Raw genomic sequence first — 25722 nt, forward strand, 5'->3', positions numbered from 1 at the left:
GAGGTCGTGCACGATGAATACGCTACGCATCACTCTGCCCCTGCTGTTGGCCGGCCTGGTCGCCACCGCCGGCAGCGCCGCGTCGTCCGCACAAACGGCGGCGCCACGCTCACGCGCATCCCTGCCGGAGCCAGTCGACACGGGCAATGACTGCTCCACTCAGGCGTTTCCGCCACGCTTCCGACACAGCGTGCCCATGCACGCGACATACGCCGCGGCACCTGTCGCGGTGCCCGCGCCGCCACCGGCACCGCCTGCTCCGCCAGCACCTTTACCGGAGGCCGGGGCGCTGGTATCGGCGGCACCGATCGCCTCGCTGGAGGCCGCCAGGGCTGCGCCCTCGCAAGGTGTGATGGTCGCGGGGACGATCGACCGCGACCATTACGCACACCGCGACGCCAACCCCGTGCATCTCGCCGCCACCGATCCCGTGTCGACCTTCAGCATCGATGTCGATACCGGCTCATACACGAACGTGCGGCACATGCTGAAGGAAGGGCGCCTGCCGCCTGCCGACGCCGTGCGTACCGAGGAATTCATCAACTACTTCGATTACGGCTACACGCCACCCACCACGCGTGCGCGTCCGTTCAGCGTCACCACCGAGTTCGCACCGTCACCCTGGAACGCCGATCGTCAGTTGCTGCTGGTCGGTATTCAGGGCTACGCCGTACCGGCCAGCGAGATTCCGGCCGCCAACCTCGTGTTCCTGGTCGACGTGTCGGGTTCGATGAGCGAGGAAGACAAGCTGCCGCTGTTGAAGGCCTCGCTGAAACAGGTGGTGCCGAAGCTGCGTGCCCAGGACCGCATCTCGCTGGTGACCTACGCAGGCGCGACGTGCGTCGCCTTGCGGTCCACACCGGGCGACCAGCACGCGACCATCAACGCCGCGATCGATGCGCTCGGCGCGGGTGGGTCGACGAACGGTGCCGCGGGTATCGATCTTGCCTACGCGCAGGCGGCGAAGGGTTTCATCAAGGGCGGCGTCAACCGTGTGATCCTCGCCACCGACGGTGATTTCAACGTCGGTACGGTGGGCGTGAAGGAGCTGGAGGATCGTATCGCCGACAAGCGTAAAAGCGGTGTCGCGCTGACGACGCTGGGATTCGGTGAAGGGAACTACAACGACGAAATGGCGGTGGAACTGGCCGATGCCGGCAACGGCAGCCATCACTACATCGACAGCCTCGAGGAGGGACGCCGCGTGCTGGTCGACGAGATGTCGGCGACGCTGCTTACCATCGCGAAGGACGTGAAGATCCAGGTCGAGTTCAACCCCGGTGTCGTCGCCGAGTACCGCCTCATCGGTTACGAGAAGCGTGTGCTGGCTCGCGAGGATTTCAACAACGACGCGGTCGATGCCGGCGAGATCGGTGCCGGTGCGAATGTCACGGCCCTTTACGAGATCACGTTGAAGGGTGCGAAGGGTGCGCGGATGGATCCGCTGCGTTACGGCGACACGCCGACGGCCTCGGCGGGGAACGAACTCGCCTTCCTGCGGATGCGTTACAAGTCGCCCGAAGGCGGTGCGAGTCGGTTGATCGAGCAGCCGCTTTTTCCGACGGTGTCCGCGGCGCCGAGCGAGCGGATTCGGTTCGCCGCCGCGGTGGCCGCGTTTGCCGAGAGCCTGCGCGGCGGGAAGTATGCGGAAGGCTTCGATTATTCGAAGGTGGCGGCGCTGGCGCGTGCGTCGCTGGGCGCGGACAAGGGCGGGTATCGCGCGGAAATGGCGCGGCTTGCCGAACTGGCGGGTGGGATGCAGACGGAGCCGGTGGCAATGCCGTAACCTTCCCGGCCATGGACGCTCCCCTGACCGACGATGGCGGACTGATGCTCGCCTGGACAGGTGGGGACGCGGCCGCGTTCAGGGAGCTGTACAGCCGGCACAAGGGCCCGCTGTACCGCTTCCTGCTGAAGACGGTCAAAGACCGCGCGCTGGCGGACGAGCTTTTTCAGGAAACCTGGAGCCGCGTCATCGTGGCGCGCGACCGCTACCGCCCCGACGCGAAATTCAGCACCTGGCTTTTGCAGATCGCGCACAACCTGGCGATCGACAGTTTCCGCCGCCAGCGACCGCAGGCGGGCGAACGGGAAACCGAGGCGGTGTTCGCCGCGCAGGCCGCGCCCGAACGCGAGCAACCCGAGCATGCCCTGTCCGATTTCGAACTGCGCCGGCGTATGCAGCGCGCGGTCGAAAGCCTGCCCGACGAGCAGCGCACGGCGTTCGTGCTGCGCATGGAGAACGAACTTTCCCTGGAGGAGATCGCCACCATCACCGGTGTGGGACGCGAAACCGCCAAGTCGCGACTTCGCTACGCCATGGCCCGCATCCGCGAACTCGTAGCCGAATGACATGAATCCGAACACGCCTCCACCCAGCGACGACGATCTGCCCGACGAGCAGGAGCTCAGGGCACTCTACGCGCGCCTGCCGAAAGTCGAACCCGACACGTCGCTCGATGCGGCCGTCTTCGCCCAGGCGACGCGTGCGACGCCGGTGCGGCGCCGGCCGCGGTGGCCCGTGGCGTTTGGCTCCGCCGCGGTGCTGTTGCTGGCCGTCGGTGTGGCCTGGCAGGTGCGCGACACGGCGCCCCTGACCGTGCGTCCCGAGGCCGCTCCTGCCGCGCCATCGGCCGCGGCGCAAACGGCCGAAGAAGCGAAGGCTTCCGCCGTCCGGACGGATACGGGCGTCGACGGGACAACCGCCGAAGCGGCCAGGCCGTCGATGAAGGCGAGCACGGTCGCGCCGACGCCTCACCACGCCGTTCGCAGTGCCCGCGTCGCCACCGAGGCGCCTGTCGTATCGTCCGCTCCCGTGGCGACACCGGCACCGGCACCGGCACCGGCACCGGCACTTGCCGAGGCTGACATGGCTCCGGTGCCCGCGCCGCCGCCCGCGCCCCCTGCACCGCCTGCACCGCCCGCGCCGTCGGCTCTCGCGGAACCAGCGCCCGCCAGCGCATCCGGCGACAGCGATAGCCATCGCGGTGCTGTCCCGTCGGAGGGCCTGATCACTCCGGGCCCGAAGACCGATCTCCCGCCCGACGACCGCATCGGCGACATTCGCCGGCTGCTCAACCAGGGACAGCGCGACGAGGCAATCCGCCAGCTGCGCGACTTCCGACGCCGTTATCCTCACTACGACCTGCCCCAAGACCTCCGCGATCTGAATCCTTGAGCACACCGCTGGACACCCTCGCAGCCCCCTGGCGGCACGAAGAGGACATCAGGAAGAGCCGTTTCCTGGCCCAAGCGTCCCCGATCTCCTCGCCCGCGGAAGCCCTCGCGTGGTTCGACGAGGCGGGCGACCCCGCCGCCACGCACAACTGCTGGGCCTACCGCATCGGCGACGCCTACCGCTTCAATGACGATGGCGAGCCCGGTGGCACCGCCGGCCGGCCGATCCTCGCGGCCATCGATGGCCAGGGTTGCGATCGTGTCGCCGTCCTGGTCACCCGTTGGTACGGCGGCATCAAACTGGGTGCGGGTGGCCTCGCCCGCGCGTATGGCGGCAGCGCCGCCGAATGCCTGCGCCTGGCACCCCGCACGCCCATCGTGCTGCGGGGGCAGCTGCTCCTGCACTGCGACTTCTCCGAACTCGCCCTGGTCTCCGCGCGTATCCGCGACATGGACGGCCTGATCGAGAGCGAGCGGTTCGTGGCCGACGGCGCCGATCTGGTGGTGAGCGCGCCACGCGACCGTCTCGACGCGATCGCGTCCCGCATCGTCGACGTATCCCGTGGCAAGATCCAGCCGCGACGCGCCGACGCAGGCGACGAGCGTTGAATACTGCACCGCCAGGCCCCATCCGTTGGCGAATGACTAAAGGAAGCCACCGCGCATGACCGTCGAACGCAGGGAGAAGTCACGCAAAATCGGTGCCTTGCGCAATCTGTGGCCCTTCATCAAGCCGCACAGGGGCCTGGCCATCGGGTGGCTGATCTTCCTCGCCATTTCCTCCGGTGCATCGCTGACCCTTCCCGTGGCCGTGCGGCACATCATCGACCGCGGTTTCCTCGCGGCCAATCTGGCCACCATCAACGGCACCTTCCTGGCGCTTTTCGGCGTGGCCATCGTGCTGGCCATCGCCACGGCCGCGCGTTACTACTGCATCGCCCTGCTGGGCGAACGCTCGCTGGCCGAGCTGCGGACCTCCCTGTACAAGCATGTCATCCAGCTGGATGTGGGCTTCTTCGAAAGCACACGCGTGGGCGAGCTCACATCCCGGCTCGGCACCGACACCGAGGTCGTCCAGACCCTGATCGGCTCGGGCATTTCCGTCGCGCTGCGCAGCGCCGTGATGCTCATCGGTGCCGCGGCGGCAATGGCCTGGACCAGCCCGCGGCTGGCGGGGCTCACCGCGCTGGTGATTCCGGCTGTGATGCTGCCGATCCTGATTTTCGGCCGCCGGGTGCAGAAGCTGTCGCGCACCAGCCAGGACCGCATCGCCGACGCCGCCGCCGTCGCCAACGAGACGCTCAATGCGGCTCAGGCCGTGAAAGCCTATGCGCGGGAACCGACGGAAAGCCGTCGATACGCGCACGCCATCTCGCTCGCACTGGCTACCGCGCGTCGTCGTATCGGCATGCGTTCGCTGCTGACAGCCGCGGTGATCGTATTGATCTTCGGCGCCATCACGCTGGTGCTCTGGGCCGGTGCCCGTGACGTCATCGCGGGCACCCTGGAACCGGGCATCCTCAGCCAGTTCGTCCTCTATGCGATCTTCGCGGCGGGCTCGGTGGCGGGTCTCTCGGAAGTGTGGGGTGACGTGCTGCGCGCCGCTGGCGCCATGGAGCGTATCGGTGAACTGTTCGCCGAGAAAGCGACCATCGCGACGCCGGGCGCTCCGGAATCTTTGCCGCGCCCGGTCAGGGGCGCCCTGCGCTTCGACCGCGTGCAGTTCCGCTACCCGTCACGCCCCGATGTGGCTGCCCTGTCCGACTTCGACCTGGAGATCTCGCCCGGTGAAACGGTCGCGCTCGTCGGCCCTTCGGGAGCGGGCAAAAGCACGGTCTTCAGCCTGCTGCTGCGCTTCCACGACCCGGTCTCCGGCGCGGTTCGCGTCGACGGCGTCGACCTGCGTGCCCTCGCTCTTCCCGAGCTGCGCGGCGCGATTGCGCTGGTGCCGCAGGAAACCGTGATCTTCGGCGGCAGCGCCGCCGACAACATTCGCTTCGGCCGCGAGAACGCGACGGACGACGAAGTACGTGAAGCCGCACGTCTCGCGGAAGCCGACGGCTTCATCAGCGCCTTGCCGGAAGGCTATGAAGCGGCGCTGGGCGAGCGTGGCGTCCGCCTGTCGGGCGGGCAGAAACAGCGTATCGCCATCGCGCGCGCGATCCTGCGCGATGCGCCGCTGCTGCTGCTCGACGAGGCGACCTCCGCGCTCGATGCGCAATCGGAGGCGGCGATCCAGCACGCCCTGGAGCGACTGGAGAAGGGCCGGACCACCCTGGTAATCGCGCATCGGCTGGCGACCGTGCAGCGTGCGGACCGCATCGTGGTCATGGATGGTGGGCGGATCGTGGCGCAGGGAACGCATGAGTCGCTGCTGCGTGAGGGCGGGCTTTACGCCGAGCTGGCCAGGCTGCAGTTCGTGGCCTGAGGTCATCAGCTCAGATTGGAGCTCTTGCCGTCATCCGCACACCGCGTTGACGCCGGTCTGCCTAACGTCGCCTCATGGATAGCGACCTTCTGCTACCCCGACCTGAAGGCCTTTACTGCCCGGCGGGGGACTTCTACATCGATCCGATGCAACCGGTACCGCGGGCCGTGGTGACGCACGCCCATGGCGATCATGCGAGATCGGGCAGCGGTCTCTATCATGTCGCCCGGGCCGGCGGCGGCCTCATGCGCGAGCGTCTGGGCGCCGCATCGGACATCCGCGAGTTCGCCTATGGCGAGCGATTCACACTGGGTGAAACCGTGCTGTCGCTGCATCCCTCCGGGCACGTGCTTGGCGCCGCGCAAATTCGCATCGAAGGCCGCGGCCTCGTCGCGGTGGTTTCAGGCGATTACAAGCGAGATCCGGACCCGACCTGCGCGCCCTTCGAGCCCGTGCCGTGCGACATCTTCGTCACCGAATCCACGTTCGGTCTGCCGATCTATCGCTGGCCACCCATGTCGGGCGTCGTCGAGGAGATCCTTGCATGGCTCGACGAATGCGCCGCGCGCGGCGTACCTGCCGTGCTGTTCTCTTACGCGTTGGGAAAAGCTCAGCGCATCCTTGCCGAACTGGCCACGCGCACCGACCGTACCGTGCATCTGCACGGCGCCATGGTCCGCCTCGTCGAGGCGTACCGCGAAGCCGGTGTCCACATGCTGCCCACGGTGCCGGTAAGCGATTCGGCAAAGGGGCGCGACTTCGCGGGCGAACTCGTGATGGCGCCCCCGTCGGCCGCCGGCTCGCCATGGATGAAGCGGTTTTCCAAGGCGTCCACCGGCTTCGCGTCGGGCTGGATGCAGGTACGTGGCGCGCGGCGCCGACGCGGATACGACCGCGGCTTCATCGTCTCCGACCATGCCGACTGGTCGGGCCTGATCCGCAGTGTCGACGACTGCGGCGCGAAGCGCATCTACGTCACCCACGGCGACGGGGAAGCACTGATCCGCCATCTCCGCGAAACGGGTCACGATGCGCGACCGCTGCGGTCACTGGGTGGCGCCATGCCGGACGAACGCAGCAGCGAGGAAGGCGACTGATGCGCCGCTTCGCCCAGCTTTTCGAAGCGCTGGACCGCACCGCGTCGACGTCGGCGAAGCGCGACGCGATGGCGGCGTACTTCGCGGTGGCGCCCGCTGAAGATGCGGCGTGGGCCGTCTATGTCCTCGGCGGCGGCAAGCTCAGACGCACCGCCAGCTCGACCGAGCTGCGCACCGCGCTCGCCGAGGAAACGGGCTACGCCGACTGGCTCATCGACGATAGTTACCAGCACGTCGGCGACCTCGCCGAAACGATCGCGCTGATGTTGCCGGCGATCGACGACGACGGCGAAGACACGCCATTGCACGTATGGATGGAAGCGCGTCTTCCCTCCATCGGCAAACTCGAACCGGGCGAGCGAATCGCCCTGCTCCGCGAATGGTGGCGATCCACGCCGAGGGAACAGATCTTCCTCGTCAACAAGCTCCTGACGGGCTCGCTTCGCGTCGGCGTGTCGCAGCGGCTCGTAGTACAGGCTCTGGCACAGTGGTCCAACCTTGCCACCGATCTCATCGCCCACCGCCTGAGCGGCACCTGGAAGCCGGGGGCGGAGGCCTTTCGCGCACTGGCCGGTCCGGAACGCGATGACGAACATGCGGGCGAACGTCCGTACCCGTTTTTCCTTGCCTCACCGCTGGAACAGGGTGTGGAGAACCTCGGCGACATCCACCAGTGGCTGGCGGAATGGAAATGGGACGGCATCCGCGCTCAGCTGATGCGTCGTGCCGATGGCGCACTTATCTGGTCCCGTGGCGAAGAACGCATGGATGGCCGCTTCCCGGAACTCGAACAGGCCGCCGCCGACTTGCCTGACGGCTGCGTGATCGACGGCGAAATCCTGGCGTGGCTACCGGACGAGGCGCATCCCCTGCTCTTCGCCGCCTTGCAGAAGCGCATCGGCAAACTGAAGCCCGGCCCGAAGCTGCTGGCCGATACACCCGTGCGCCTGATGGCGTACGACCTGCTCGAACTCGGTGGGAAGGATCTGCGCGAACACCCGCTGGCCGAGCGCCGTGCACTTCTCACGAGCCTCCTGGAGGGACGGGGTCCGACGCTGACCGTGTCGCCCGCGGTGTCCGCGCCGGACTGGGCATCGCTGGCCGAGGTGCGCGCGGAGTCACGCGAACGCCGCACCGAAGGCCTCATGCTGAAACGCACCGACTCTCCTTACCGCGTCGGACGCAAGCGCGGCGACTGGTGGAAGTGGAAGGTGGACCCGTACACCGTCGATGCCGTCCTGCTGTACGCGCAGCCGGGCCACGGTCGGCGCTCGGGCCTGTTCACCGATTACACGTTCGGCGTCTGGGACGGAGAGACGCTGGTACCTGTGGCCAAGGCCTATTCCGGCCTCGACGACAGCGAAATCGGCAAGCTGGACCGCTGGATACGCGCTCACACCATCGACCGCTTCGGCCCCGTGCGTTCGGTCGAGCCCACCCACGTCTTCGAACTCGCTTTCGAGGCGATCCAGGCCTCCGGCCGCCACAAAGCCGGCGTCGCGGTGCGTTTCCCGCGCATCCTCCGCTGGCGCACCGACCTCGCGATACGCGATGCCGACAAACTCGACGACCTCCGCCGCCTGGCGTCGGGCTGAGGCTCGCCTCGTCGCCTGGTTCGCCGCGCAGGAGCGGCGACCGGCCCCGTTCCAGCGCGCCGCGTGGCGCGCCTGGGCGGAGGGCCGCAGTGGGCTCGTGCATGCACCCACCGGCACCGGCAAGACGCTGGCCGCGGCGGGTGGCCCTCTGATCGACGGCTTGCTCCGGCCACGAACCGGTCTGCAGTTGCTGTGGATCACGCCACTGCGATCGCTGGCCACCGACACCACCCAGCACCTCACGGCGGCCGTCGAGGCGATGGAGTTGCCCTGGCGCGTACTTCGCCGCACCGGCGACAGTGGCAGCGCCGAGCGCGCCCGTCTGCGGCGTGGCGCCTGCGAGTTGCTGGTGACGACACCCGAGAGCCTGGCACTGTTACTGAGCTATCCCGACGCGCGCGAACGCTTCGCCACGCTGCGCGGCATCGTCGTCGACGAATGGCATGAGTTGCTCGGCAACAAACGCGGCACCCTGCTCCAGCTCGGCCTGACCCGCCTGCGCCACTGGCTTCCCGATCTGCGCACCTGGGGCCTCTCGGCCACGCTCGGCAATCTCGATGAAGCCCTGGGCGCGCTGGTCGGCAACGGCGAGGGCAACGGCGTCATGATCGGTGGCGGTGGCCGGAAGAAGACGTCGATCGAGACCGCGCTGCCCGAAGGCGGCGAACGGTTTCCCTGGGCAGGCCATCTCGGTTTGTCGCAGCTTCCGCGTGTACTCAAGGCGGTGCTCGACGCGCGCACGAGCCTCGTTTTCGCCAATACCCGCTCTCAGGCCGAGCTCTGGCACGAGGCGCTCGCCTCCGTCTGGCCGGAAGCCCCCGAGACGCTGGCCCTGCATCACGGCTCGATCGATCCGAAGCTGCGTCTGGCCACCGAAGAGAAACTGCGCATCGGCGCGCTGCGCTGTGTCGTCGCCACCTCGAGCCTCGACCTCGGCGTGGATTTCTCCAGCGTGGAGCGCGTCATCCAGATCGGCAGCCCGAAGAGCGTCGCGCGGTTGTTGCAACGTGCCGGTCGCAGCGGCCACCGTCCCGGCGTGCCGTCGAAGATCCTCTGCGTCCCCACCCATCTGCTTGAACTGGCTGAAATCGCCGCGGCACGACGCGCGCTCGACGAGGGCCACCTCGAACCGCGTCATCCGATGCGCGGCTGCCTCGACGTGCTCGCGCAGCATCTGCTGACGATGGCACTCGGTGGCGGATTCACGGCGGACGACGCGTATGCGGAAATCACCTCATCGCTGGCGTATGCCTCCCTGCCACGCGAACGCTTCGACGCCGTGCTCGCTTACCTGCGCACCGGCGGCTCGGCACTCGCAAGCTATCCCGAGTACCAGAAGCTCGCGACAACCGACGGTCGCTTTCACGTGGAGAGCGGCCGCATCGCACGCATGCACCGCCTGTCGATCGGCACGATCACCTCCGACGGCAGCCTCGCCGTGCGCTACATGAAAGGCGCGCGGCTTGGCACGGTGGAGGAAAGTTTTCTGTCGCGACTGCGTCCCGGCGACCGCTTCCTGTTTGCCGGACGCCACCTCGAGCTGGTTCGCGTCCGCGACATGACGGCCTACGTACGTGCCGCACCGAACCGTCGCGGCGGCGTTCCCCGCTGGATGGGTGGACGGCTGCCGCTATCGGGCGAGCTTTCGGACGAACTGCGACGCACCCTGGCGGGGCAAGGCCGGGAAGCCGAAATGCGCGCGCTGATTCCCCTGCTCTCCATCCAGCGCCAGCATTCGAGCGTGCCCGACCTCCATGAGACGCTCTGCGAAAGTACGCGTACGCGCGAAGGCGACTATCTGTTCGTGTATCCGTTCGCAGGGCGCCTCGCGCATGAAGGCCTCGCGGCGGTGATCGCACTCAGGCTCGCGCGTATTCAGCCCGGCGATTATGGCTATGCCGTCAATGACTACGGGCTCACGATCACCGCCGCGCGCATGCCCGCCATCGATGCGGAAACAATGCGCATGCTGCTGCATCCTGCGGGACTTCGCGACGACATTCGATCGAGCGTCAATCTTTCCGAGCTGGCGAAACGACAGTTCCGCGAGATCGCACGTGTGGCGGGCCTGGTGTTCAACGGTTATCCGGCGCACAACAAGACGATGCGTCAGCTACAGGCTTCCAGTGGACTGCTTTACGACGTGCTCCGTCGCCACGATCCGGAGCACCCGCTGCTCTGGCAGGCGGAACGCGAGGTGCTGGACCAGCAGCTCGACTACACGCGTCTGCGCCACTGCCTCGTCCGCGTCGCGCGGTCACGCCTGCTGTGGAACGAACCGAAGCGGCTCACGCCGCTGGCCTTCCCGCTGTGGGTCGAGCGGCTTCGTGGAGGCATCGCGGCGGACGACTGGAAAAGCCGGGTCGAACGTATGCTGGCGACGCTCGAAGCGGGAGCCGACCGATGACGACGCACGAGATCGAGGTTGCCGGTGAACGCCTCACCCTGCACAGCGAACGCGCCATCTACTGGCACGCGCAACGCATGCTGCTCGTGTCGGACGTGCATTTCGGTAAGGGCGCCGTGTTCCGTCGCGCCGGCATCGCCGTACCCAGCGGCGACACGGACGACGATCTGGCACGACTCGACGCCCTGATCGCCGCGTTCGCTCCCGCGACCATCGTGGTGCTCGGCGATCTGGTGCATGGCGCGGCCACGGAGCGCAGTGTCTGGGTGGAGCGTGTGCGTCAGTGGCGACAGGCGCATGCGGATATCGCCATCATTCTGGTCGCCGGCAATCACGACCGTCACTTCGACGTGCGCCTGCTCGGTATCGACGTACGACCCGACCGGCTCCTGGTACCACCGTTCGTGCTCGCGCATCATCCGGAGCCACACGGCGATGGCTATACGTTATCGGGACACGTGCACCCGGGCGTCGTCGTCCGCGACGGCTGGCGTAAACACCGCTTGCCCGCCTTCGTCTTCGATCGCGAGGTGGCCATGCTGCCCGCCTTCGGTACGTTGACCGGCCTGCACGAAACGCCGGCAAAACCCGGTCGGCGCATCGTCGCTGTGACCCCTGCCGGATTGTTACCTGTCATGGTTTAGATGGCATACTCCGCCGACATCCCGACACGGAGTGATACGCATGAAGCGTTTTATCGTTGGTGTGACGTCCCTTGCCATCACGGGACTGGCGTTGGCCGCTGGCCCGGGCGCGGTACGCAAACAGGTCGAGGCCAGCATGCTGCTCACCGGCACGATCGTCGTCGCGCCCGATGGAAGCGTGAAATCTTACGAGCTGGATAAGGCGGAAAAAATTCCCGCCAATATCACCGCCCTCGTGAGCAACGCGACGCAGCAATGGCACTTCGATCCGGTCATGCGTGACGGTCAGGCGGTCACGGCGAAAGCCCGCATGTCGCTGCGCGTCGTCGCAAAACATGAAACGCCCGATAGCAGCGATTACACGGCGCGCATCTCGGGCGCCACCTTCGGTGACTACGACGCCGCGTCGACGGACCAGATCACCTATCTCGAACGCAATCCGCCCGCCTATCCCCAGGTCGCAGCGCGCGGTCACGTGGGAGGAACGGTCTACGTCCTGCTGCGCATCGGGCGCGACGGCAAGGTGGTCGATGCCGAGGCGGAACAGGTCAACCTCAATATCGTTTCCAGCGACGCTGACATGAAGGCCTGGCGGAAAGTGCTGGCGAGCCCCTCCGTGACCGCCGCCAGGCACTGGACGTTCCACATTCCGACCACCGGGCTGCATGCCAACGATCCCTATTACGTAACGCGCGTGCCCATCGTGTACCGGACCGAACGGACGAGCCCCGACGCCGAATACGCCACGTGGCAGGCCTATGTACCGGGCCCGAAAGACCGCGTGTCGTGGGCCGATGACGATCGCGCGGCCGGTGGCGGCACCGACGCCCTGCCCGACGGTCAGATCCAGCTCGTCGGTACGGGTCTGAAGCTGACGACGCCCGTGTCGAAGGGCTAGCGCGCGAGCTGGGTCGACGCTTCTCCCGCCATCACGCCAGCGCGGCGACGATCGCGCGCACGGTCTCGACGTCCGTGCGCGTTTCACCCGCGCCCATGCCGAGTGCATCGACTGGCAGCTGCATGCCCGACGGAAGCCGCCGCTTGGCTGAGGCGTGAAACTCCCGCGCACGCGTGGTCGCGCGCAGTGCCGCCGCGTTACCTGGCTCGACACCGGCGCCGGGCATGACGACGATACGCCCGCCTGCCTGGGCGACGAGCCTCGCCAGCGATGCCGCTCCGGCCACGGCACTCGGCATACCTCCCGAGGTCAGCACCCGCTCGAAGCCAAGGTCGATCAGGACTTCCAGGGCCGCGCTGCGGTCGGGCACCAGATCGAACGCACGATGGAAGGTCACACCCATCGTTCCCGCGGCGCGGATGAACATCCCACACGCCTCGGTGTCGATCTCGCCGTCGGCGGTCAGCGCGCCGACGACGACGCCCTCGCAACCCAGATCGCGGCAGTGCTCGATGTCGTCGAGCATCGCTTCGATCTCGACGTTCTCATAAAGAAAGTCGCCCCCGCGAGGACGAATGAGGACATACAGCGGAATCGTCAGGCCTTCGCGAGCGAGGGTGATCGTCCCGTGCGAGGGGGTGACTCCACCCTCGTCGAGGCTGGCGCACAGTTCGACACGACCCGCCCCGCCTTCCTGCGCGGCGAACGCCGAGGCCACGGAGTTGGCCGCGACTTCCAGCAAGGCCATGATCAGTAGGTGCTCTTGCCGGGAATCAGCGCATCCTGCTTTGTCGCATCGCACACGGCGTACGAAAAACCTTTCTGGATCGACCACGCACCGACATTGCCCTTCTTGTCCAGGGCAAGAAAGCCGACCTGGAGATCTTTCGCTTCCGGCTTGCGCCTGAGGATACGTTCGACCGCCTCGCGGCAGGCATCTTCCGGCGAACGTCCCTGCCGCATCAGCTCGACGACGAGGAAGCTGCCGACATTGCGAATCACTTCCTCACCGACGCCGGTCGATGTGGCACCGCCGACCTCGTTGTCGACATAGAGTCCCGCGCCGATGATCGGGCTGTCGCCGACACGACCGTGGAGTTTCCAGGCCATGCCGCTCGTGGTGCACGCACCGGACAGGTTGCCCTTCGCGTCGATGGCGAGCATGCCGATCGTGTCGTGGTTGGTCGCGTCGCCCGGCGTGCCCCCCGGACCGGCGTTGTAGCTCCTGACTTCGCTGTTGGCGACCGGCTTGTATTTCGCGGATTTGAGCCACTCGTGCCAGGCCTTGTCCGATTCCGGGGTCAGCAGCTCCTCGCGCGGAAAACCCTGCTCGAGGGCGAACTGCAACGCGCCGTCGCCGACCAGCAACACGTGGGGCGTCCGCTCCATGACCCGTCGCGCGACCGATATCGGGTGCGCAATGTGCTCGATGGCCGCGACCGCGCCACAGTTACCCTTCTCGTCCATGATGCTGGCATCGAGCGTGACCTTACCATCGCGATCCGGGTAACCGGCACGACCGACGCTGTGGTTGCGCATATCGGCTTCGGGCACGCGTGCCCCCGCCTCCACCGCATCCAGCGCCCGGCCACCACCGGCCAGCACCTTCCACGCCGCCTGATTGGCAGCCACGCCGAAGTCCCAGGTGGAACACACGCGAGGCAGTACGCCACCGCCCGTCACCGATGGCGCTTTGGCGTCCGCCGCCAACCCCCTGGCGGTCAACGCCACACCGGAGGCGACCGTCGCCCCCTGGAGAAATCGCCTGCGATCCATGAATTCCCTCAGTCTTCAGCCGCGCGTTTTTCGCGCCTCGTCCGATGTTCGCATGGGGCGACGCCATCCTGCCAGCCAGCCGGTTGCGGCCGCGGGCCACAGAGACTGTCGTGGTATTCCGCCGTGGCCAACCGCCGCCAGGCGGCGTGCCGCGACAGGGTCGCGCCGAGCACACTCATCGCCGCCAGCATGACAAGGACGAAGACGAGTATCGAACCGCGGCAGGCACTCATCGCTTTGCCACCACGCGAGAGAAGCGCGTGCCATCGGCGAACCGGATCGATACCTCGAGCAGCCGCGCCGCGTTCCCATGCCACTGCAGGAAGCGAACGCGTCGCACCCGACCGCTCTCATCGGGTACGTCCGCGAGCACATCGAGACCGACGATCTCATCGACCAACGCATCGCAGGCTTCGACACACCGTCGCAGGCCTTTGCCGACGAGCCAGTCGGCCGCATCGGTGTGCACGACGTAGGAACGGTAAGGTCTGCCCGCCGGAATGAGGGGGCAATCGCGCGCATCGGTACAGACGCCCCAGGCCTTCGATTCGGCAAGGTCGTCCGTGAGGACGGCCAATGCCTGGCGAGCCGCATCGCTCCGCTCCATCGAGCGAAGATGCCGACGCGACGCCAGACCGGCCGATCCGAGTGAGACCGCCACCACACCCGCGACGATACCGGCGACCGCCAGAGAGCAGAGAAGCTCCACGAGACTGGAACCACGATGCTTCATGGCTTGAACGACATCGCGACGAGAGGGCGGCCGTCCCATGAGATGCGCACGACGCACACCGATCGATCCATGCAATGCAGCATGTGCCGCGCAGGCGGACCCAGTTGCTCGTGCAACGTCCGGTCGAATCGGTCCAGATCGTCCATGGCAAGTTCCGCCGGCGCACAGCCGTTCCCGCAGCCAGGCGAGCGACGAGCCGTTACGCCGTGGTAATGACCTGACGCCACTCCGGCGGGGTTCGCATGCATGCGCTCGCGCAAGTCGGCAATCGCCGACACCGCCGCCATGAGTCGTGATGCCTTCGCGTCAGCTTCGATGGAGGTGCTGAACCACGTGCCTGTCGCCGCGCTGCCGATGGCGAACACGGCCAACGCAACGAGCGATTCGATGAGCGATGCACCACGGCAGGAATCTTTCATGCCGATAGATTGCGACCACTATCGCCGCGTCGATGCGCGCTTCCACAATCCGCGGGAGTCAGTCGTCTCCCATGCGTCGCACGCGATGTGCCCGCGTCGTCGTGCATGCGCGATGCCTTCGCGCGGAAGGTACACGCCGTTTCGGCTTTGGGGAGCGGCTCTTCGGCTCCGTAAAGCCCACCGACCCATCGAAAAAAACCCCGCGCCAGGGCGCGGGGTTTTCAAGACACCAGACCGTGACAATCAAGCCGCGATTTCGACGCCCGAAGCCTGCGCGCCCTTCGGGCCCGTGGTGACTTCGAATTTCACGCGCTGGCCTTCCTGCAGGCTGCGAAAGCCCTTGGAGTTGATAGCGGAGAAGTGGACGAATACGTCCTCCCCACCGTCCTCGGGCGCGATGAAACCGAAACCCTTGGCGTCGTTAAACCACTTGACGGTACCGAAACGCATTGCGGAGACCTCATACATGGAATTGGAAGCGCCCGGATATGGCGAGGCGTTCCCCATGGATCCCCTGATGCCTGCCCCCGCGGCGGTGGCAAGTATCATCAAGTTTCGGCGCAAAGCGCAACTGGGATTTTTTCGGGGTCAGGCCCCCGACAGCAACCGGCCGAGGATCGGCGCCACATTGGCCGTGGCCGCCGCGAGGTGGGCGAAGATCTCCTCGATGCTGATTTCCGCCTCATCACCGGCCCCGGCCGCGAAGTTGGCCACCAGCGCCAGACAGGCGAATTCGAGATCGAGCTCGCGTGCCAGGGCCGCCTCAGGCATACCCGTCATGCCTACCAGATCGCAGCCGTCACGCTTCATACGGGCGATTTCGGCACGCGTTTCCAGACGCGGCCCCTGGGTCACCCCGTGGCAGCCACCGTCGATGATCGCCAGGCCCTCGGCACGCGCCGCCGACAGGATCGCCTGGCGCAGGCTCTCCGTGTAAGGCGCGCTGAAGTCGATATGGCGGACTTCGGCTCCGTCCACATCATTGAAACTGGTGTACCGACCGTGCGTGTAGTCGATGATCTGATCGGGCACGACCAGCGCACGCGGGCCCATGTCGTCGCGGATGCCGCCGACCGCATTCACCGCGACCACCCGGCGAGCGCCCAGCGCATGCAGTGCCCAGAGATTGGCGCGGTAATTCACCCGATGCGGCGGCACCGTGTGGCTTTCGCCATGCCGTGCGAGGAAGGCCAGACGCTTCCCGCGGAAATCGCCGGTGACGACATCGCCGGAGGCGGGCCCGAAGGGCGTCTCCACGCTGTGACGCTGCGTGTTCTCGAGGCCTTCGAACTGGTACAGGCCGCTGCCGCCGATGACGGCGAGATCGATGGTCATCGGGTCAGTCCTTCAACGCGTGGATGGCCGGCAGGTTGCGGGCCTGCTCGTGATAATCCATGCCGTAACCAAAGACGTAACGGTCCGGCAGGTCGACGCCGTTGAAGTCGGCTTCGATCCCGTGCGCGCGACGGTCGTGCTGTTTGGTGCAGAGCACGGCGAGCAGGACCTTCTTCGCGCCCATCGCGAGGCAGGCGTCGCGGACCGCCTTGAGGGTATGGCCTTCGTCGAGGATATCGTCGACGAGGACCACCGTGCGGTCACGCAGCGGGACTTCCGGACGGCGCAGCCAGTGCAGATCGCTGCCGCTGGTCTCGCCGCGATAGCGGGTGGCATGCACGTAGTCGAATTCGAGGTCGGTGCGGATCGCCAGGGCGAGCTGGCCGGCGAACACCAGCGCGCCGTGCATGACGGTGAGGAAGACCGGCACTTCACCGTCGAGAGCGGTATCGATCTCGCGGCCCAGGCGGGCGATTTCAGTGTCGAGCTGTTCGCGGGTGAACAGGATATCGGAGTGCGCGAGCGCGTACTCGAGCGAAGCTTGGGCGGTCATGGTGGAATCAGGGCTCCAGGGCGGTCACGCGCGCGATGAATCGTTCGCGCTGGGGATTGTCGACGAGGCCTTCCCAGGTCGAGCCGATCGCGCCGCGCAGCGGGGCGATACGCTCGACCGGCGACGGACGGCGGCCCTTGACCGCCGCGATCGCCTCGGGAACGACGTCGGGAAAACAGGCGAGCACGAGATCGCAGCCCGCATCGAGGTTGGCGCTGACGCGTGCGGCGACACCGCCGACGCTGCCGGCCGCGGCCATGCTGATGTCGTCGCCGATCACGCAACCGCGGAAGCCGAGCTCGCCGCGCAGGATCTCGTCGATCCACACATGCGAGTAGCCGGCCGGCTGGTCGTCCACGGCCGTATATACGACATGCGCGGCCATGACGGCCTCGGCACGTGCCTCGATGCCCGCGACGAAGGGCAGCAGGTCGGTGCTGAGGATCTCGTGCTTGCTGCGCGGATCGATCGCGGACGACAGGTGCGTGTCTTCCGCGACCGAGCCATGTCCGGGGAAATGCTTGAGTACGGCGGCCATGCCACCAAGATGCATGCCACGCACGTAGGCCTGGACAAGATCGGCCGCAACGACGGGGTCGGCATGCAGCGCGCGATTGCCGATAGCCGCGCTGCCACGATCGAGATCGGCAACCGGTGCGAAGCTGAAATCCACGCCGATGGCGCGCATTTCGCTGGCCATGATCCAGGCGTGTTCTTCCGCACGATCGATCGCCGCACCCGGATCGGTGTCGTACAACCGGCCGATGGCAGCCAGCGGCGGCAGACGTGTGAAGCCCTCACGGAACCGCTGAACGCGGCCGCCCTCCTGATCCACGCAGACCAGGACGTCCTCACCCGCCACATCACGAATGCTCTCGATGAGCGCGCTGACCTGCTCCCGCGATACGAAGTTGCGTGAGAAGAGAATGACCCCGGACACGCCGGGCGCCGTGAGCAAGGCATGCTCGTGCGCCTCGAGCTGCGTGCCGGCCAGGCCGACGATCAACATGCTGCGTCCTCCTTCCCTTCCCGTTCCGCGGCCGACCACGCCTTGAAAGGATGGTCGATCAGGTTGACGTTGTAATAGCGGACCGCGTGGCTGACTTCGGCACCCAGCCAGTCGGGTGTCGGGTAAGCGGCGTCCGCCGATGGCAGTTCCACCTCGGCGACGATCAGCCCGGCGTTATCGCCCAGGAATTCGTCGATCTCGAAGTGTGCGCCGTCGAGCATGACATGGTGACGAATCTTTTCCACCCGCCCGTCGGCAAGGTCGTCCAGCATCTGGCGGGCATCGGCGAGGGGCACGGCGTACTCGTATTCCTGACGCTCGATGCCTAGCGTGGCCGACTTGATGTTGAGCCACGCCTGCTCGCCGGAGACCCGAAGCCGGACCGACGATTTCGCCTGGCCCGAGGCCACGGCGGCACCGCTGACCAGATACCCCTGCGCCATGCGCTCGCTGCGCTCGACCAGCGGGCGCCAGCCGTCGCCGGCGAGGAGGAATTTGCGTTCGATCTCGATACCCATGGGTCTCCGGTACTCAGCGGCGCTCGAACAGCGCGATGGATTCGACGTGCGCCGTGTGCGGGAACATGTCCATCACGCCCGCCGACACGAGGCGGAAGCCCTTGCCGACGAGAATGCCCGCGTCACGCGCCAGCGAGGCCGGGTGACACGACACGTAGACCACGCGGTCGGTGCCCTTGCGTGGGAGGTACTCGAGCACCTTGTCCGCGCCGGCACGCGGCGGATCCAGCAATAGCTTGTCCCAGCGCTGGGTGGCCCACGGCTCGTTGCGCTGATCATCGAACAGATTGCCGACACGGAACGATGCGTTGGAAAGGCCGTTGCGCGCGGCGTTGGCCGCGGCGCGCTCGACCAGCCCATGCTCCCCTTCCACGCCGACCACCTCGCCCGCATGGCGCGCGATGGGCAAGGTGAAGTTGCCGAGGCCGCAGAACAGGTCCAGCACACGGTCCGTGGGTCTGAGGTCCAGCAGCTCCAGCGAGCGCGCGAGCATGCGCTGGTTCATCCCCGCGTTGACCTGGACGAAATCCAGCGGCTGGAACTCCAGCTCGACGTCGTCGGCCGGCACCGCGAACGCGAGCCGCGGCGACTCCGGCCAGATCGGATGGACGCTGCTGTGATTGCCGGGCTGAAGATAAATCGCGAAGCCATGCGCCTTGCCGAAGGCGATGAGCGCATCGCGGTCCGCGTCGCTCAACGCCGCCATGTGCCGGAACACCAGAGCGATCATGTCGTCGCCCGCGGCGAACTCGATCTGCGGGATGTCCCGCGCCGCGGCCAGACCGCCGACCAGCTCGGCGAGCAACCCGACCTTCGGCCCCAGGGCAGGATGAAGCACCTCGCAGTGCTCGATCTCAGCGACGAAGCGCGGATTGGCCTCATCGCGGAAGCCGACCAGCACGCGCTCCTTCTTGGCCACGTAACGCACCGAGAACCGCCCCTTGCGGCGGTAGCCCCATGGCTGGTCCGTCAACGGGGGCAGCCACGACCCGGGCGTGACCTTGCCGATACGTTCGAAGTTGTCGGCCAGCACCTGCTGCTTCGCGGCGATCTGCGCGGCGGAATCCATATGCTGCAATGAGCAGCCGCTGCACTGACTGAAGTGCCGGCACTTCGGCTCGACGCGATCGGGCGAGGCATCGAGCACGCTGACGATTTCGGCGTCGTCGTAATGACGATGACGCTTGTAGTACTTGAGCAGCACCCGCTCGCCCGGCAGCGCGCCGGAGACAAAGGTGGCCTTGCCGTCGATGCGGGCGACGCCCCGGCCGTCGTGGCCGAGGCCGGTGATGGTGGCTTCGAATTCGGTCATGCGCTCAAAACGTAAAGCCCGGACGACGACGGTCCGGGCTGGCTGGGAGGAAGCCCGCGCCTGCGCGGCGGGCGGCCCTGGCGGAAGCCTACTTGCGCTTCCAGGCGCCGGAGGCGTCCCGATAATACCAGCCCGGCGGCGCGCGCTGGACCCAGCCATCGGCGAACGCCTTGCGGATCTGCGGCTCCCACTCCGGATGACCGTTGGCGCGGGCCACCGCGGCATACAGCGCATCGCGGTCGTTGTTCTCCTGCCCGACGATGCCATTGGCCTGTGAACGCTGATCCAGCGGCAACGCACCGGCGTCGCGCACGGCGACCAGGCCGTCGGCGGTGAAGCCGACCGCGCCGCTGTCGAACAGGCCCTTGAGCTGCCCGCTGAAACGACTGGTCATGCGTTGACGGATGGCATCGGTCTCCGGTGTGCGCACCTGGATATCCGGCGATTCCGCCGCCTGCGCCGCCGGGATGACCAGATCGAGCAGCGACGCGGACGGCTGCTTACCGGGCGCCGGCTTCGGCTTGTCCGATTCGCCGGACGGCTTGGCGACGCCGCTGTCATCGAGGACCGTGCCGATGAACTGATCGGCCGCCTTCTGGGCGGCGGCCTCGGGGAAGTAGACATTGATGGTGACGCAGCCGACGAGGGCCACGGCGGCCGCCAGCATCACGACGATCAAGGGCTTGCGCATCGTTCCTTTCCTCCGTTTCCTAATGAATGGTCGGGCCGTCGCCCTGCGTGGCTGCTTCGAGACGGCGGACCAGCGTCGGCCAGTCGACCTCGCGCTGATGCCCGACGACCGTCAGCCGCGGCAATCCGCTGCCTTCGACAATAGTGTAGCCATCCTTCGCCGCGCCCAGCCCGCCCATGGAGCAGAGGTCGCCCTTAAGCGTGCAGGACAGGCCGATCCGTTTGTAGCCGAAGGTCTTGAAGATCTTCAGCACCGTGCCCTGAAGGCCGCCGGCGATGCCGCCCCCACCGACCGAGGTGAGGTTGTTCACCGCTTTCTGGCTGATCCGGCCACCGCTGTCCGCCAGCAGATGAGCCTTGAACGCCGCAGGCTTCCAGCCGACCAGACGCAGGTCGTCGATCCCGCCGTCGAGGCGGCCGGTGATGCTGCCGAAGTCAAAAACGGAGGTCATCAGCGCGAGATCGAGCTTACGCAGCGAAATGTTGCCCGTGAGTATCGGCGCCGCGCTGAAGGGCTGTGCGAGGCTCATCCCGGTGATGTCGACGAACCCATCGAACACGTTGAGCGAGAGACCGCCGGCCAGTTCGACACGATCGTCGACGTAACGCAGCGAGGGCACCGCGCCGCCTACCGTACCTCTGAACTCGGGCCAGCCGAGCGCCCGACAGAACGCCGCCATGTCGACCTGAGTCAGTGCAAGCGAGGTCTGCAGCCGGTCGCCACGCGTCGCGGCCGGCTTCCAGGCGAGGCTCTGCACGCGCAACTGACCATCGAGTACCGGAATGGCGAACGGCTTCTGCAAGGCCAGCGTGCCGCCCGTACTGCGCAGGCTGGCGTCCGCGGCACCGTTGGGGATGCGCTGCACCTGAAGCGCCCGCCAGCCGAGTTTCGTCGCGGGACGATCGTCCGTCACGTTCCAGTCGATCGCTCCGTGCAGGCCCTGCACGCCGAATTGGCCATCGCCGCGGGCAAGGTCGAGTCCCACCGTCTGCACGGCGAACGACTCGAGGCCCTTCGGTCCGAAGGCGAGATGGCCGGACGCGTCGCCGTCCGCGTCGAGCGACTCCACGCCCATGCTGCGCAGCAGGCCCTTTCCGTAACGCGTGTAGGCAGCTGGAAAACGAGCGTTGAAGCGATCCAGCCGGAGTACGGAAAGATCGCCGGTAGCGGCGAAGTCCACCTCGCCCTCCAGCTGCAACGCGTCCGGATCGGTCAGCCGCAGCTTCCGCACGGCGAGCGCGCCCTTCTGTGACCGCGCTGAAAGCGACAGTTGCACGGCGTGCCCCGGGAGGTCCGCGTACAACGGTCCCAGCAGCAGAGCGCCGCCGCGCAACGCCGCATCGAGGTCGATCACGGTAGCGTCCGCCTGATTGTCGACGCCGAGGCGGCCGCTGCCGGACAGCTTTTCTCCCGCCAGCTTGCCTCCCGGGCTGTCGAAGCCGACGCCGTCGAGGGCGAACTGCCCCCCCGCCTGCAATCCGCCGTCGAGCACATCGAGCGCAAGATCCGCATTGACGCGGCCGGTGGTCGTACGTCCCGACCACACGGTCGAGAGAAGCCCCTGGAGCCAGCCGGCCGGCAGATTCTTGAGCGTTATCTGAGCATGGCTTGTCTGGTCCATCGGCAACGCGACCTGGGCCAGCGAGCTGTCCTGGCGGATCGATACCTCGAGCGTGTTCGCCGATTCATCGGCGACCATGTGCACGGTCGCCCGCGTCCATGCGCCTCCCGGCGCGCCACGCAGGCGAAGGTCACCGTCGAAGTTCCATCGACCCAGTTCGTCGCGGTCGAGCCTGCCGGCAAGGTCCAGGCCGATCTTGCGCCAGCCCATGGCGGCGATGTCCGCCTTCTGGGCCGTCAGCGCGAGTGTCACGCCCGTGCCCCCGGAGACCGGCGCAATGTCGGCTTCCACGCCCGTCATGCTCAGGCCGGGCACCACAACGCTGTCGGCGCCCACGGAAAGGCCCGCCCGCGCGCCGTCGGCCCAGGTCAGCGCGATCCAGGCGGCGAGAAAAAGGGCGAACGTGCGGGTTGATACCGGAAGCATGCTCCGCCATTCTGCCAAATCAAGATGAACAACACGGAACGTTGCATGGTCGAGTACGGCACGCCCCCTTCTTTTGCTTCCCCCGGACGCGCGATTCTCGTCGCAGACGACGACGCGCCGACCCGGCAGTTCCTGGATCTGGCGCTCCGTTCGCTGGGCTATCAGCCGATGCTGGCCGAGGATGGAGCGCGCGCGGTTTCACTGGGTCGGACGCAGTCGTTCGCGGCCATGCTGCTGGATTGCCGAATGCCCGGGGGCGGCGCTCTGACCGTGCTTGCCGCGCTCCGTGGCGATGCATCGGCCCTGTCGCGCGGCGCCGTGGCGCTGGCGACCAGCGCGGAGGTGCCTGCGGACCTTCGCGACCGCCTGCTCGGCGCAGGCTTTGCCGGCGTCATCGAAAAGCCCTGCCAGATCACCTCGCTCAGGCATGCGCTCGCCGCGACCCTCGGCATCGACGAAGACCTGGGCGTACTCGACGACGAGCTAGGCCACGCGGCGAGCGGCGACGCGAGAACGCTTCTGGCGTTACGTCAGCTGCTGCGCGAGGAACTGACCGAACTCGATGCGGCCCTGGACGCACTTGCCGACCGCCCCACCGAGTTGATCGAGCGCATGCACCGGCTGCGCTCCGCGTGTGGCTTTTGCGGAACGGCCCGACTCGGCGCTCAGGCCAAGGCGTTGCAAAATCATCTGCTGGAGACGCGGGCCGTTGTGCCGGCGGCGATCGACCGCTTCCGCATCGAACTCAGAAAGGCCCTCGCCGCCCTTCCGCCGCGCCCCGCTTAGCGCAGCACGCGCCACGCTTTCAGCTCTCCCCCGCCGAGGTGAAACGAGATGATCTGACGCATCATCCGGCGCAGCGAAGCGAGACCGGCCGTATCCGGAGCCCGATCGGCGGCGAGCGCGAGCAGATCGGCACCACGGATGCCACGGGCGTCGCCCGCGCGTCCGGGCAGGACGCCCGATTCGGGGTCGTAGAAATAGGTCAGCAGGGGATCGAGCGGTTCCCCGTCGATCGCGTCGATGTCGAGCGGTAACGCATAGCCCAGCGCCTCAAGCATGTCGCGCTCGAACCGGCGCAGAGTCCACGCCAGCGGCTCGCCCACCGCCATGCGGCGCAAGGTGCGTTCGTAGTGATCGAAGAGGTCGGGATTGGGATCCTGGCGGCCCGTGAGGCGGACCACGAGCTCATTGAGATAAAGGCCGGCCATGCCGGCGTCGCCGGTCAGGCGCTGCGCCACGCCCGAGGGCTCGGCGGTACGCAACGTCGCGAGTTCGCCCTTCATGATCAGGTCGAACGCGAGACGCTGGAAGGGCTCGAGCTGGGCCCGCTGGAGGCGCGCCCGCTCGTTACGCACGCCGCGCGCCACCACGCCGATACGGCCGTGGTCGCGGGTCAGGCACTCGACCAGAAGTGAGGTCTCCCGGTACGGCCGGGCGTGCAGAACGAACGTGGGTTGCTGCTCGACACGCATGGCGCGGGAGACCCGTCGGGTTTATTCGTAGCCGAAACGCTTGAGCAGGTTTTCGTCGTCCGCCCAGCCCTCGCGCACCTTGACCCACAGCTTGAGGAACACCTTACGCTCGAACAGGTGTTCCATGCCCTTACGCGCGGACGTGCCGATGGCCTTGAGCTGAGCGCCACCGTCACCGATGACAATGGCTTTCTGGCCGTCACGCTCGACCCAGATCACCGCATGGACCTCGGCGATCCCGTCGGGGCGGTCTTCGAAACGCTCGATCTCGACCGTGGTGGCGTACGGAAGCTCCTGGTCGAGACGCAGCATCAGCTGCTCACGGATCATCTCGGACGCCAGGAAGCGCTCACTGCGATCGGTGATCTCGTCTTCGCCGTACACCGCGGGCTGCTCGGGCAGACGCTTGAGGATGCCCTTCTCGAGGCCGTCCAGCCCCTTGGACTTCAGCGCGCTGACGTAATAGACGTCGTCGAACGGATGCTTCGCCATCAGATCGGCCACGAACGGCAGCATCGCCGTCTTGTCCTTCTGCAGGTCGACCTTGTTAATCGCCAGCAGCTTCGGCATGTCCTGCTGGGCAAGCGCGTCGTACATGGCGGCGTCTTCATCCGTCCAGCGACCGGCCTCGATCACCTGCACCGCGAGGTCCACTTCGGTGATCGCAGCGCGGGCGGCGCGGTTGATGCTGCGGTTCATCGCACGCTTGGCGCCACGATGGAGACCCGGCGTGTCGACGTAGAGAATCTGTCCCTCGGGCTTGGTCGAGATGCCGAGGATGCGGTGGCGGGTCGTCTGCGGACGATGGCTGACGATGCTCAGACGAACGCCGATGAGGGCGTTGAGGAGCGTGGACTTGCCGACGTTGGGTCGGCCCGACAGGGCCACATAGCCACAGCGGAAGTCGTCGTCGACGAGGGTGTCGTTCTCGGGGGTGTCGTTGTCGTTCATGTCTTTTTTTCCAGCAATCGGCGCAGCACCGCTTCCGCGGCATCCTGTTCGGCGGCCCGCCGGCTGCCACCGCGTCCCTCCACGCGGATCGGTTCCGGTTCGTCGATACAGCAGCTGACGTCGAAGATCTTGGCGTGGTCTTCGCCGGAGCTGTCGGTAAGTTCGTAAGTGGGCAGCGGCAAACCCCTGCCCTGCAGCCACTCCTGCAGGCGCGTTTTCGCGTCCTTGCTGGAGCGCTTGAGTTCTGCCACGCGGGGCGTGAAAAGCCTGCGCACGACCTGGCGGCAGGCATCGAAGCCGTCATCCATGTAGACAGCGGCGATCAGTGCCTCGAACGCGTCGGCAAGGATGGAGTCGCGGCGGAAACCGCCACTCTTGAGCTCGCCCGGGCCGAGCTTGAGCACGTCGCCCAGTTCGAGTTCACGGGCGATGACGGCCAGGGCCTCGCCGTTCACGAGCTGGGCGCGCAGACGCGACAACTCGCCCTCGCTGGCTTTCGGATGAACCTCGAAAAGCAGTTCCGCCACGATCGCGCCCAGCAGGGCGTCACCGAGGAACTCCATCCGCTCGTTGTTCGGCTTCCCGACGCTTCGGTGAGTGAGCGCCAGGGTGGCCAGGGTCGGGTTACGGAAGGAATGCGGAAACTGCACGAAGCCT

26 protein-coding genes are annotated in these 25722 nt (G+C 67.0%); 11 read left to right on the top strand and 15 right to left on the bottom strand.

What is annotated here, in order from left to right:
• Positions 1–13: 13 nt before the first annotated feature.
• The 10 genes from BLT40_RS06545 to BLT40_RS06590 all read left to right on the top strand — a co-directional run bounded on the left by BLT40_RS06545 (position 14) and on the right by BLT40_RS06590 (position 12246).
• Entirely contained in the window at positions 14–1786 is a 1773-nt protein-coding gene (locus BLT40_RS06545; protein WP_090352366.1) for a vWA domain-containing protein, read from the top strand.
• A gap of 11 nt (positions 1787–1797) precedes the next feature.
• A complete protein-coding gene (locus tag BLT40_RS06550) occupies positions 1798–2352 on the top strand; it encodes an RNA polymerase sigma factor (RefSeq protein WP_043693596.1) in 555 nt (184 codons plus the stop codon).
• Position 2353: 1 nt separating this feature from the next.
• Positions 2354–3178, top strand: a complete 825-nt coding sequence (locus tag BLT40_RS06555) for a hypothetical protein (RefSeq protein WP_090352370.1) — start codon at positions 2354–2356, stop codon at positions 3176–3178.
• Positions 3175–3786 carry an IMPACT family protein gene (locus BLT40_RS06560; RefSeq protein ID WP_079521419.1) on the top strand — a complete coding sequence of 204 codons (612 nt, stop codon included), beginning with the start codon at positions 3175–3177 and terminating at the stop codon, positions 3784–3786. Before BLT40_RS06555 ends, BLT40_RS06560 begins: the two co-directional genes overlap by 4 nt.
• 55 nt (positions 3787–3841) lie before the next feature.
• Positions 3842–5605: an ABC transporter transmembrane domain-containing protein gene (locus tag BLT40_RS06565; RefSeq protein ID WP_079521420.1), complete on the top strand. Its 1764-nt coding sequence runs from the start codon at positions 3842–3844 to the stop codon at positions 5603–5605.
• Positions 5606–5679: 74 nt separating this feature from the next.
• On the top strand, positions 5680–6702 hold the full coding sequence (locus BLT40_RS06570; protein WP_079521421.1) for a ligase-associated DNA damage response exonuclease: 1023 nt from the start codon (positions 5680–5682) through the stop codon (positions 6700–6702).
• Positions 6702–8297 (top strand): ATP-dependent DNA ligase, encoded by a 1596-nt coding sequence (locus BLT40_RS06575; protein ID WP_079521422.1) that lies wholly within the window; start codon positions 6702–6704, stop codon positions 8295–8297. Before BLT40_RS06570 ends, BLT40_RS06575 begins: the two co-directional genes overlap by 1 nt.
• Positions 8254–10704: a ligase-associated DNA damage response DEXH box helicase gene (locus BLT40_RS06580; RefSeq protein WP_090352372.1), complete on the top strand. Its 2451-nt coding sequence runs from the start codon at positions 8254–8256 to the stop codon at positions 10702–10704. The genes BLT40_RS06575 and BLT40_RS06580 overlap by 44 nt, the downstream gene beginning before the upstream one ends.
• Positions 10701–11348, top strand: coding sequence for a ligase-associated DNA damage response endonuclease PdeM (gene pdeM, locus BLT40_RS06585; RefSeq protein WP_079521424.1), 648 nt, complete (start codon positions 10701–10703; stop codon positions 11346–11348). The genes BLT40_RS06580 and pdeM overlap by 4 nt, the downstream gene beginning before the upstream one ends.
• A 40-nt stretch (positions 11349–11388) precedes the next feature.
• Positions 11389–12246, top strand: a complete 858-nt coding sequence (locus BLT40_RS06590; RefSeq protein ID WP_079521425.1) for an energy transducer TonB — start codon at positions 11389–11391, stop codon at positions 12244–12246.
• Between the two features lie 31 nt (positions 12247–12277).
• Here the strand turns inward: BLT40_RS06590 and BLT40_RS06595 are convergent, their stop codons facing one another.
• The 12 genes from BLT40_RS06595 to BLT40_RS06650 form a co-directional block, all read right to left on the bottom strand.
• A complete protein-coding gene (locus tag BLT40_RS06595; protein WP_079521426.1) occupies positions 12278–12994 on the bottom strand; it encodes a copper homeostasis protein CutC in 717 nt (238 codons plus the stop codon).
• Between the two features lie 2 nt (positions 12995–12996).
• Positions 12997–14022 carry a N(4)-(beta-N-acetylglucosaminyl)-L-asparaginase gene (locus tag BLT40_RS06600; RefSeq protein ID WP_079521427.1) on the bottom strand — a complete coding sequence of 342 codons (1026 nt, stop codon included), beginning with the start codon at positions 14020–14022 and terminating at the stop codon, positions 12997–12999.
• A gap of 229 nt (positions 14023–14251) precedes the next feature.
• On the bottom strand, positions 14252–14755 hold the full coding sequence (locus tag BLT40_RS06605) for a type II secretion system protein (protein WP_079521428.1): 504 nt from the start codon (positions 14753–14755) through the stop codon (positions 14252–14254).
• Entirely contained in the window at positions 14752–15174 is a 423-nt protein-coding gene (locus BLT40_RS06610; protein ID WP_079521429.1) for a type IV pilus modification PilV family protein, read from the bottom strand. The genes BLT40_RS06605 and BLT40_RS06610 overlap by 4 nt, the downstream gene beginning before the upstream one ends.
• 243 nt (positions 15175–15417) lie before the next feature.
• Positions 15418–15624 carry a cold-shock protein gene (locus BLT40_RS06615; protein WP_036117760.1) on the bottom strand — a complete coding sequence of 69 codons (207 nt, stop codon included), beginning with the start codon at positions 15622–15624 and terminating at the stop codon, positions 15418–15420.
• Positions 15625–15762: 138 nt separating this feature from the next.
• Positions 15763–16509, bottom strand: coding sequence for an S-methyl-5'-thioinosine phosphorylase (locus BLT40_RS06620; protein WP_043693563.1), 747 nt, complete (start codon positions 16507–16509; stop codon positions 15763–15765).
• A gap of 4 nt (positions 16510–16513) precedes the next feature.
• On the bottom strand, positions 16514–17062 hold the full coding sequence (locus BLT40_RS06625; RefSeq protein ID WP_036113767.1) for a hypoxanthine-guanine phosphoribosyltransferase: 549 nt from the start codon (positions 17060–17062) through the stop codon (positions 16514–16516).
• Positions 17063–17069: 7 nt separating this feature from the next.
• Positions 17070–18071: a beta-N-acetylhexosaminidase gene (nagZ, locus tag BLT40_RS06630; protein WP_043693561.1), complete on the bottom strand. Its 1002-nt coding sequence runs from the start codon at positions 18069–18071 to the stop codon at positions 17070–17072.
• A complete protein-coding gene (locus BLT40_RS06635; RefSeq protein WP_043693558.1) occupies positions 18065–18589 on the bottom strand; it encodes a CYTH domain-containing protein in 525 nt (174 codons plus the stop codon). Before BLT40_RS06635 ends, nagZ begins: the two co-directional genes overlap by 7 nt.
• 13 nt (positions 18590–18602) lie before the next feature.
• A complete protein-coding gene (gene rlmD / locus BLT40_RS06640) occupies positions 18603–19901 on the bottom strand; it encodes a 23S rRNA (uracil(1939)-C(5))-methyltransferase RlmD (protein ID WP_079521430.1) in 1299 nt (432 codons plus the stop codon).
• An 88-nt stretch (positions 19902–19989) separates the two neighbouring features.
• A complete protein-coding gene (locus BLT40_RS06645) occupies positions 19990–20592 on the bottom strand; it encodes a YdbL family probable chaperone protein (RefSeq protein WP_090352375.1) in 603 nt (200 codons plus the stop codon).
• A 19-nt stretch (positions 20593–20611) separates the two neighbouring features.
• Positions 20612–22639 carry a translocation/assembly module TamB domain-containing protein gene (locus BLT40_RS06650; protein WP_090352377.1) on the bottom strand — a complete coding sequence of 676 codons (2028 nt, stop codon included), beginning with the start codon at positions 22637–22639 and terminating at the stop codon, positions 20612–20614.
• Between the two features lie 45 nt (positions 22640–22684).
• Between BLT40_RS06650 and BLT40_RS06655 the strand changes: the two genes are divergently transcribed.
• On the top strand, positions 22685–23425 hold the full coding sequence (locus tag BLT40_RS06655; protein WP_176809121.1) for a response regulator: 741 nt from the start codon (positions 22685–22687) through the stop codon (positions 23423–23425).
• On the opposite strand, the gene recO is transcribed toward BLT40_RS06655, so the two are convergent.
• From recO to rnc, 3 genes are read right to left on the bottom strand one after another with little or no spacing between them, the layout of a single operon-like run.
• Complete coding sequence (gene recO / locus BLT40_RS06660; protein WP_090352381.1) at positions 23422–24114, bottom strand: DNA repair protein RecO; 693 nt, start codon at positions 24112–24114, stop codon at positions 23422–23424. The genes BLT40_RS06655 and recO overlap by 4 nt on opposite strands.
• A 21-nt stretch (positions 24115–24135) precedes the next feature.
• Complete coding sequence (era, locus tag BLT40_RS06665; protein ID WP_036113787.1) at positions 24136–25065, bottom strand: GTPase Era; 930 nt, start codon at positions 25063–25065, stop codon at positions 24136–24138.
• Positions 25062–25715, bottom strand: a complete 654-nt coding sequence (gene rnc / locus BLT40_RS06670) for a ribonuclease III (RefSeq protein ID WP_036113792.1) — start codon at positions 25713–25715, stop codon at positions 25062–25064. The genes era and rnc overlap by 4 nt, the downstream gene beginning before the upstream one ends.
• Positions 25716–25722 lie beyond the last annotated feature (7 nt).

The sequence above is a fragment of the Dyella sp. 333MFSha genome (assembly GCF_900102405.1).
Classification (GTDB): Bacteria; Pseudomonadota; Gammaproteobacteria; order Xanthomonadales; family Rhodanobacteraceae; genus Luteibacter; species Luteibacter mycovicinus.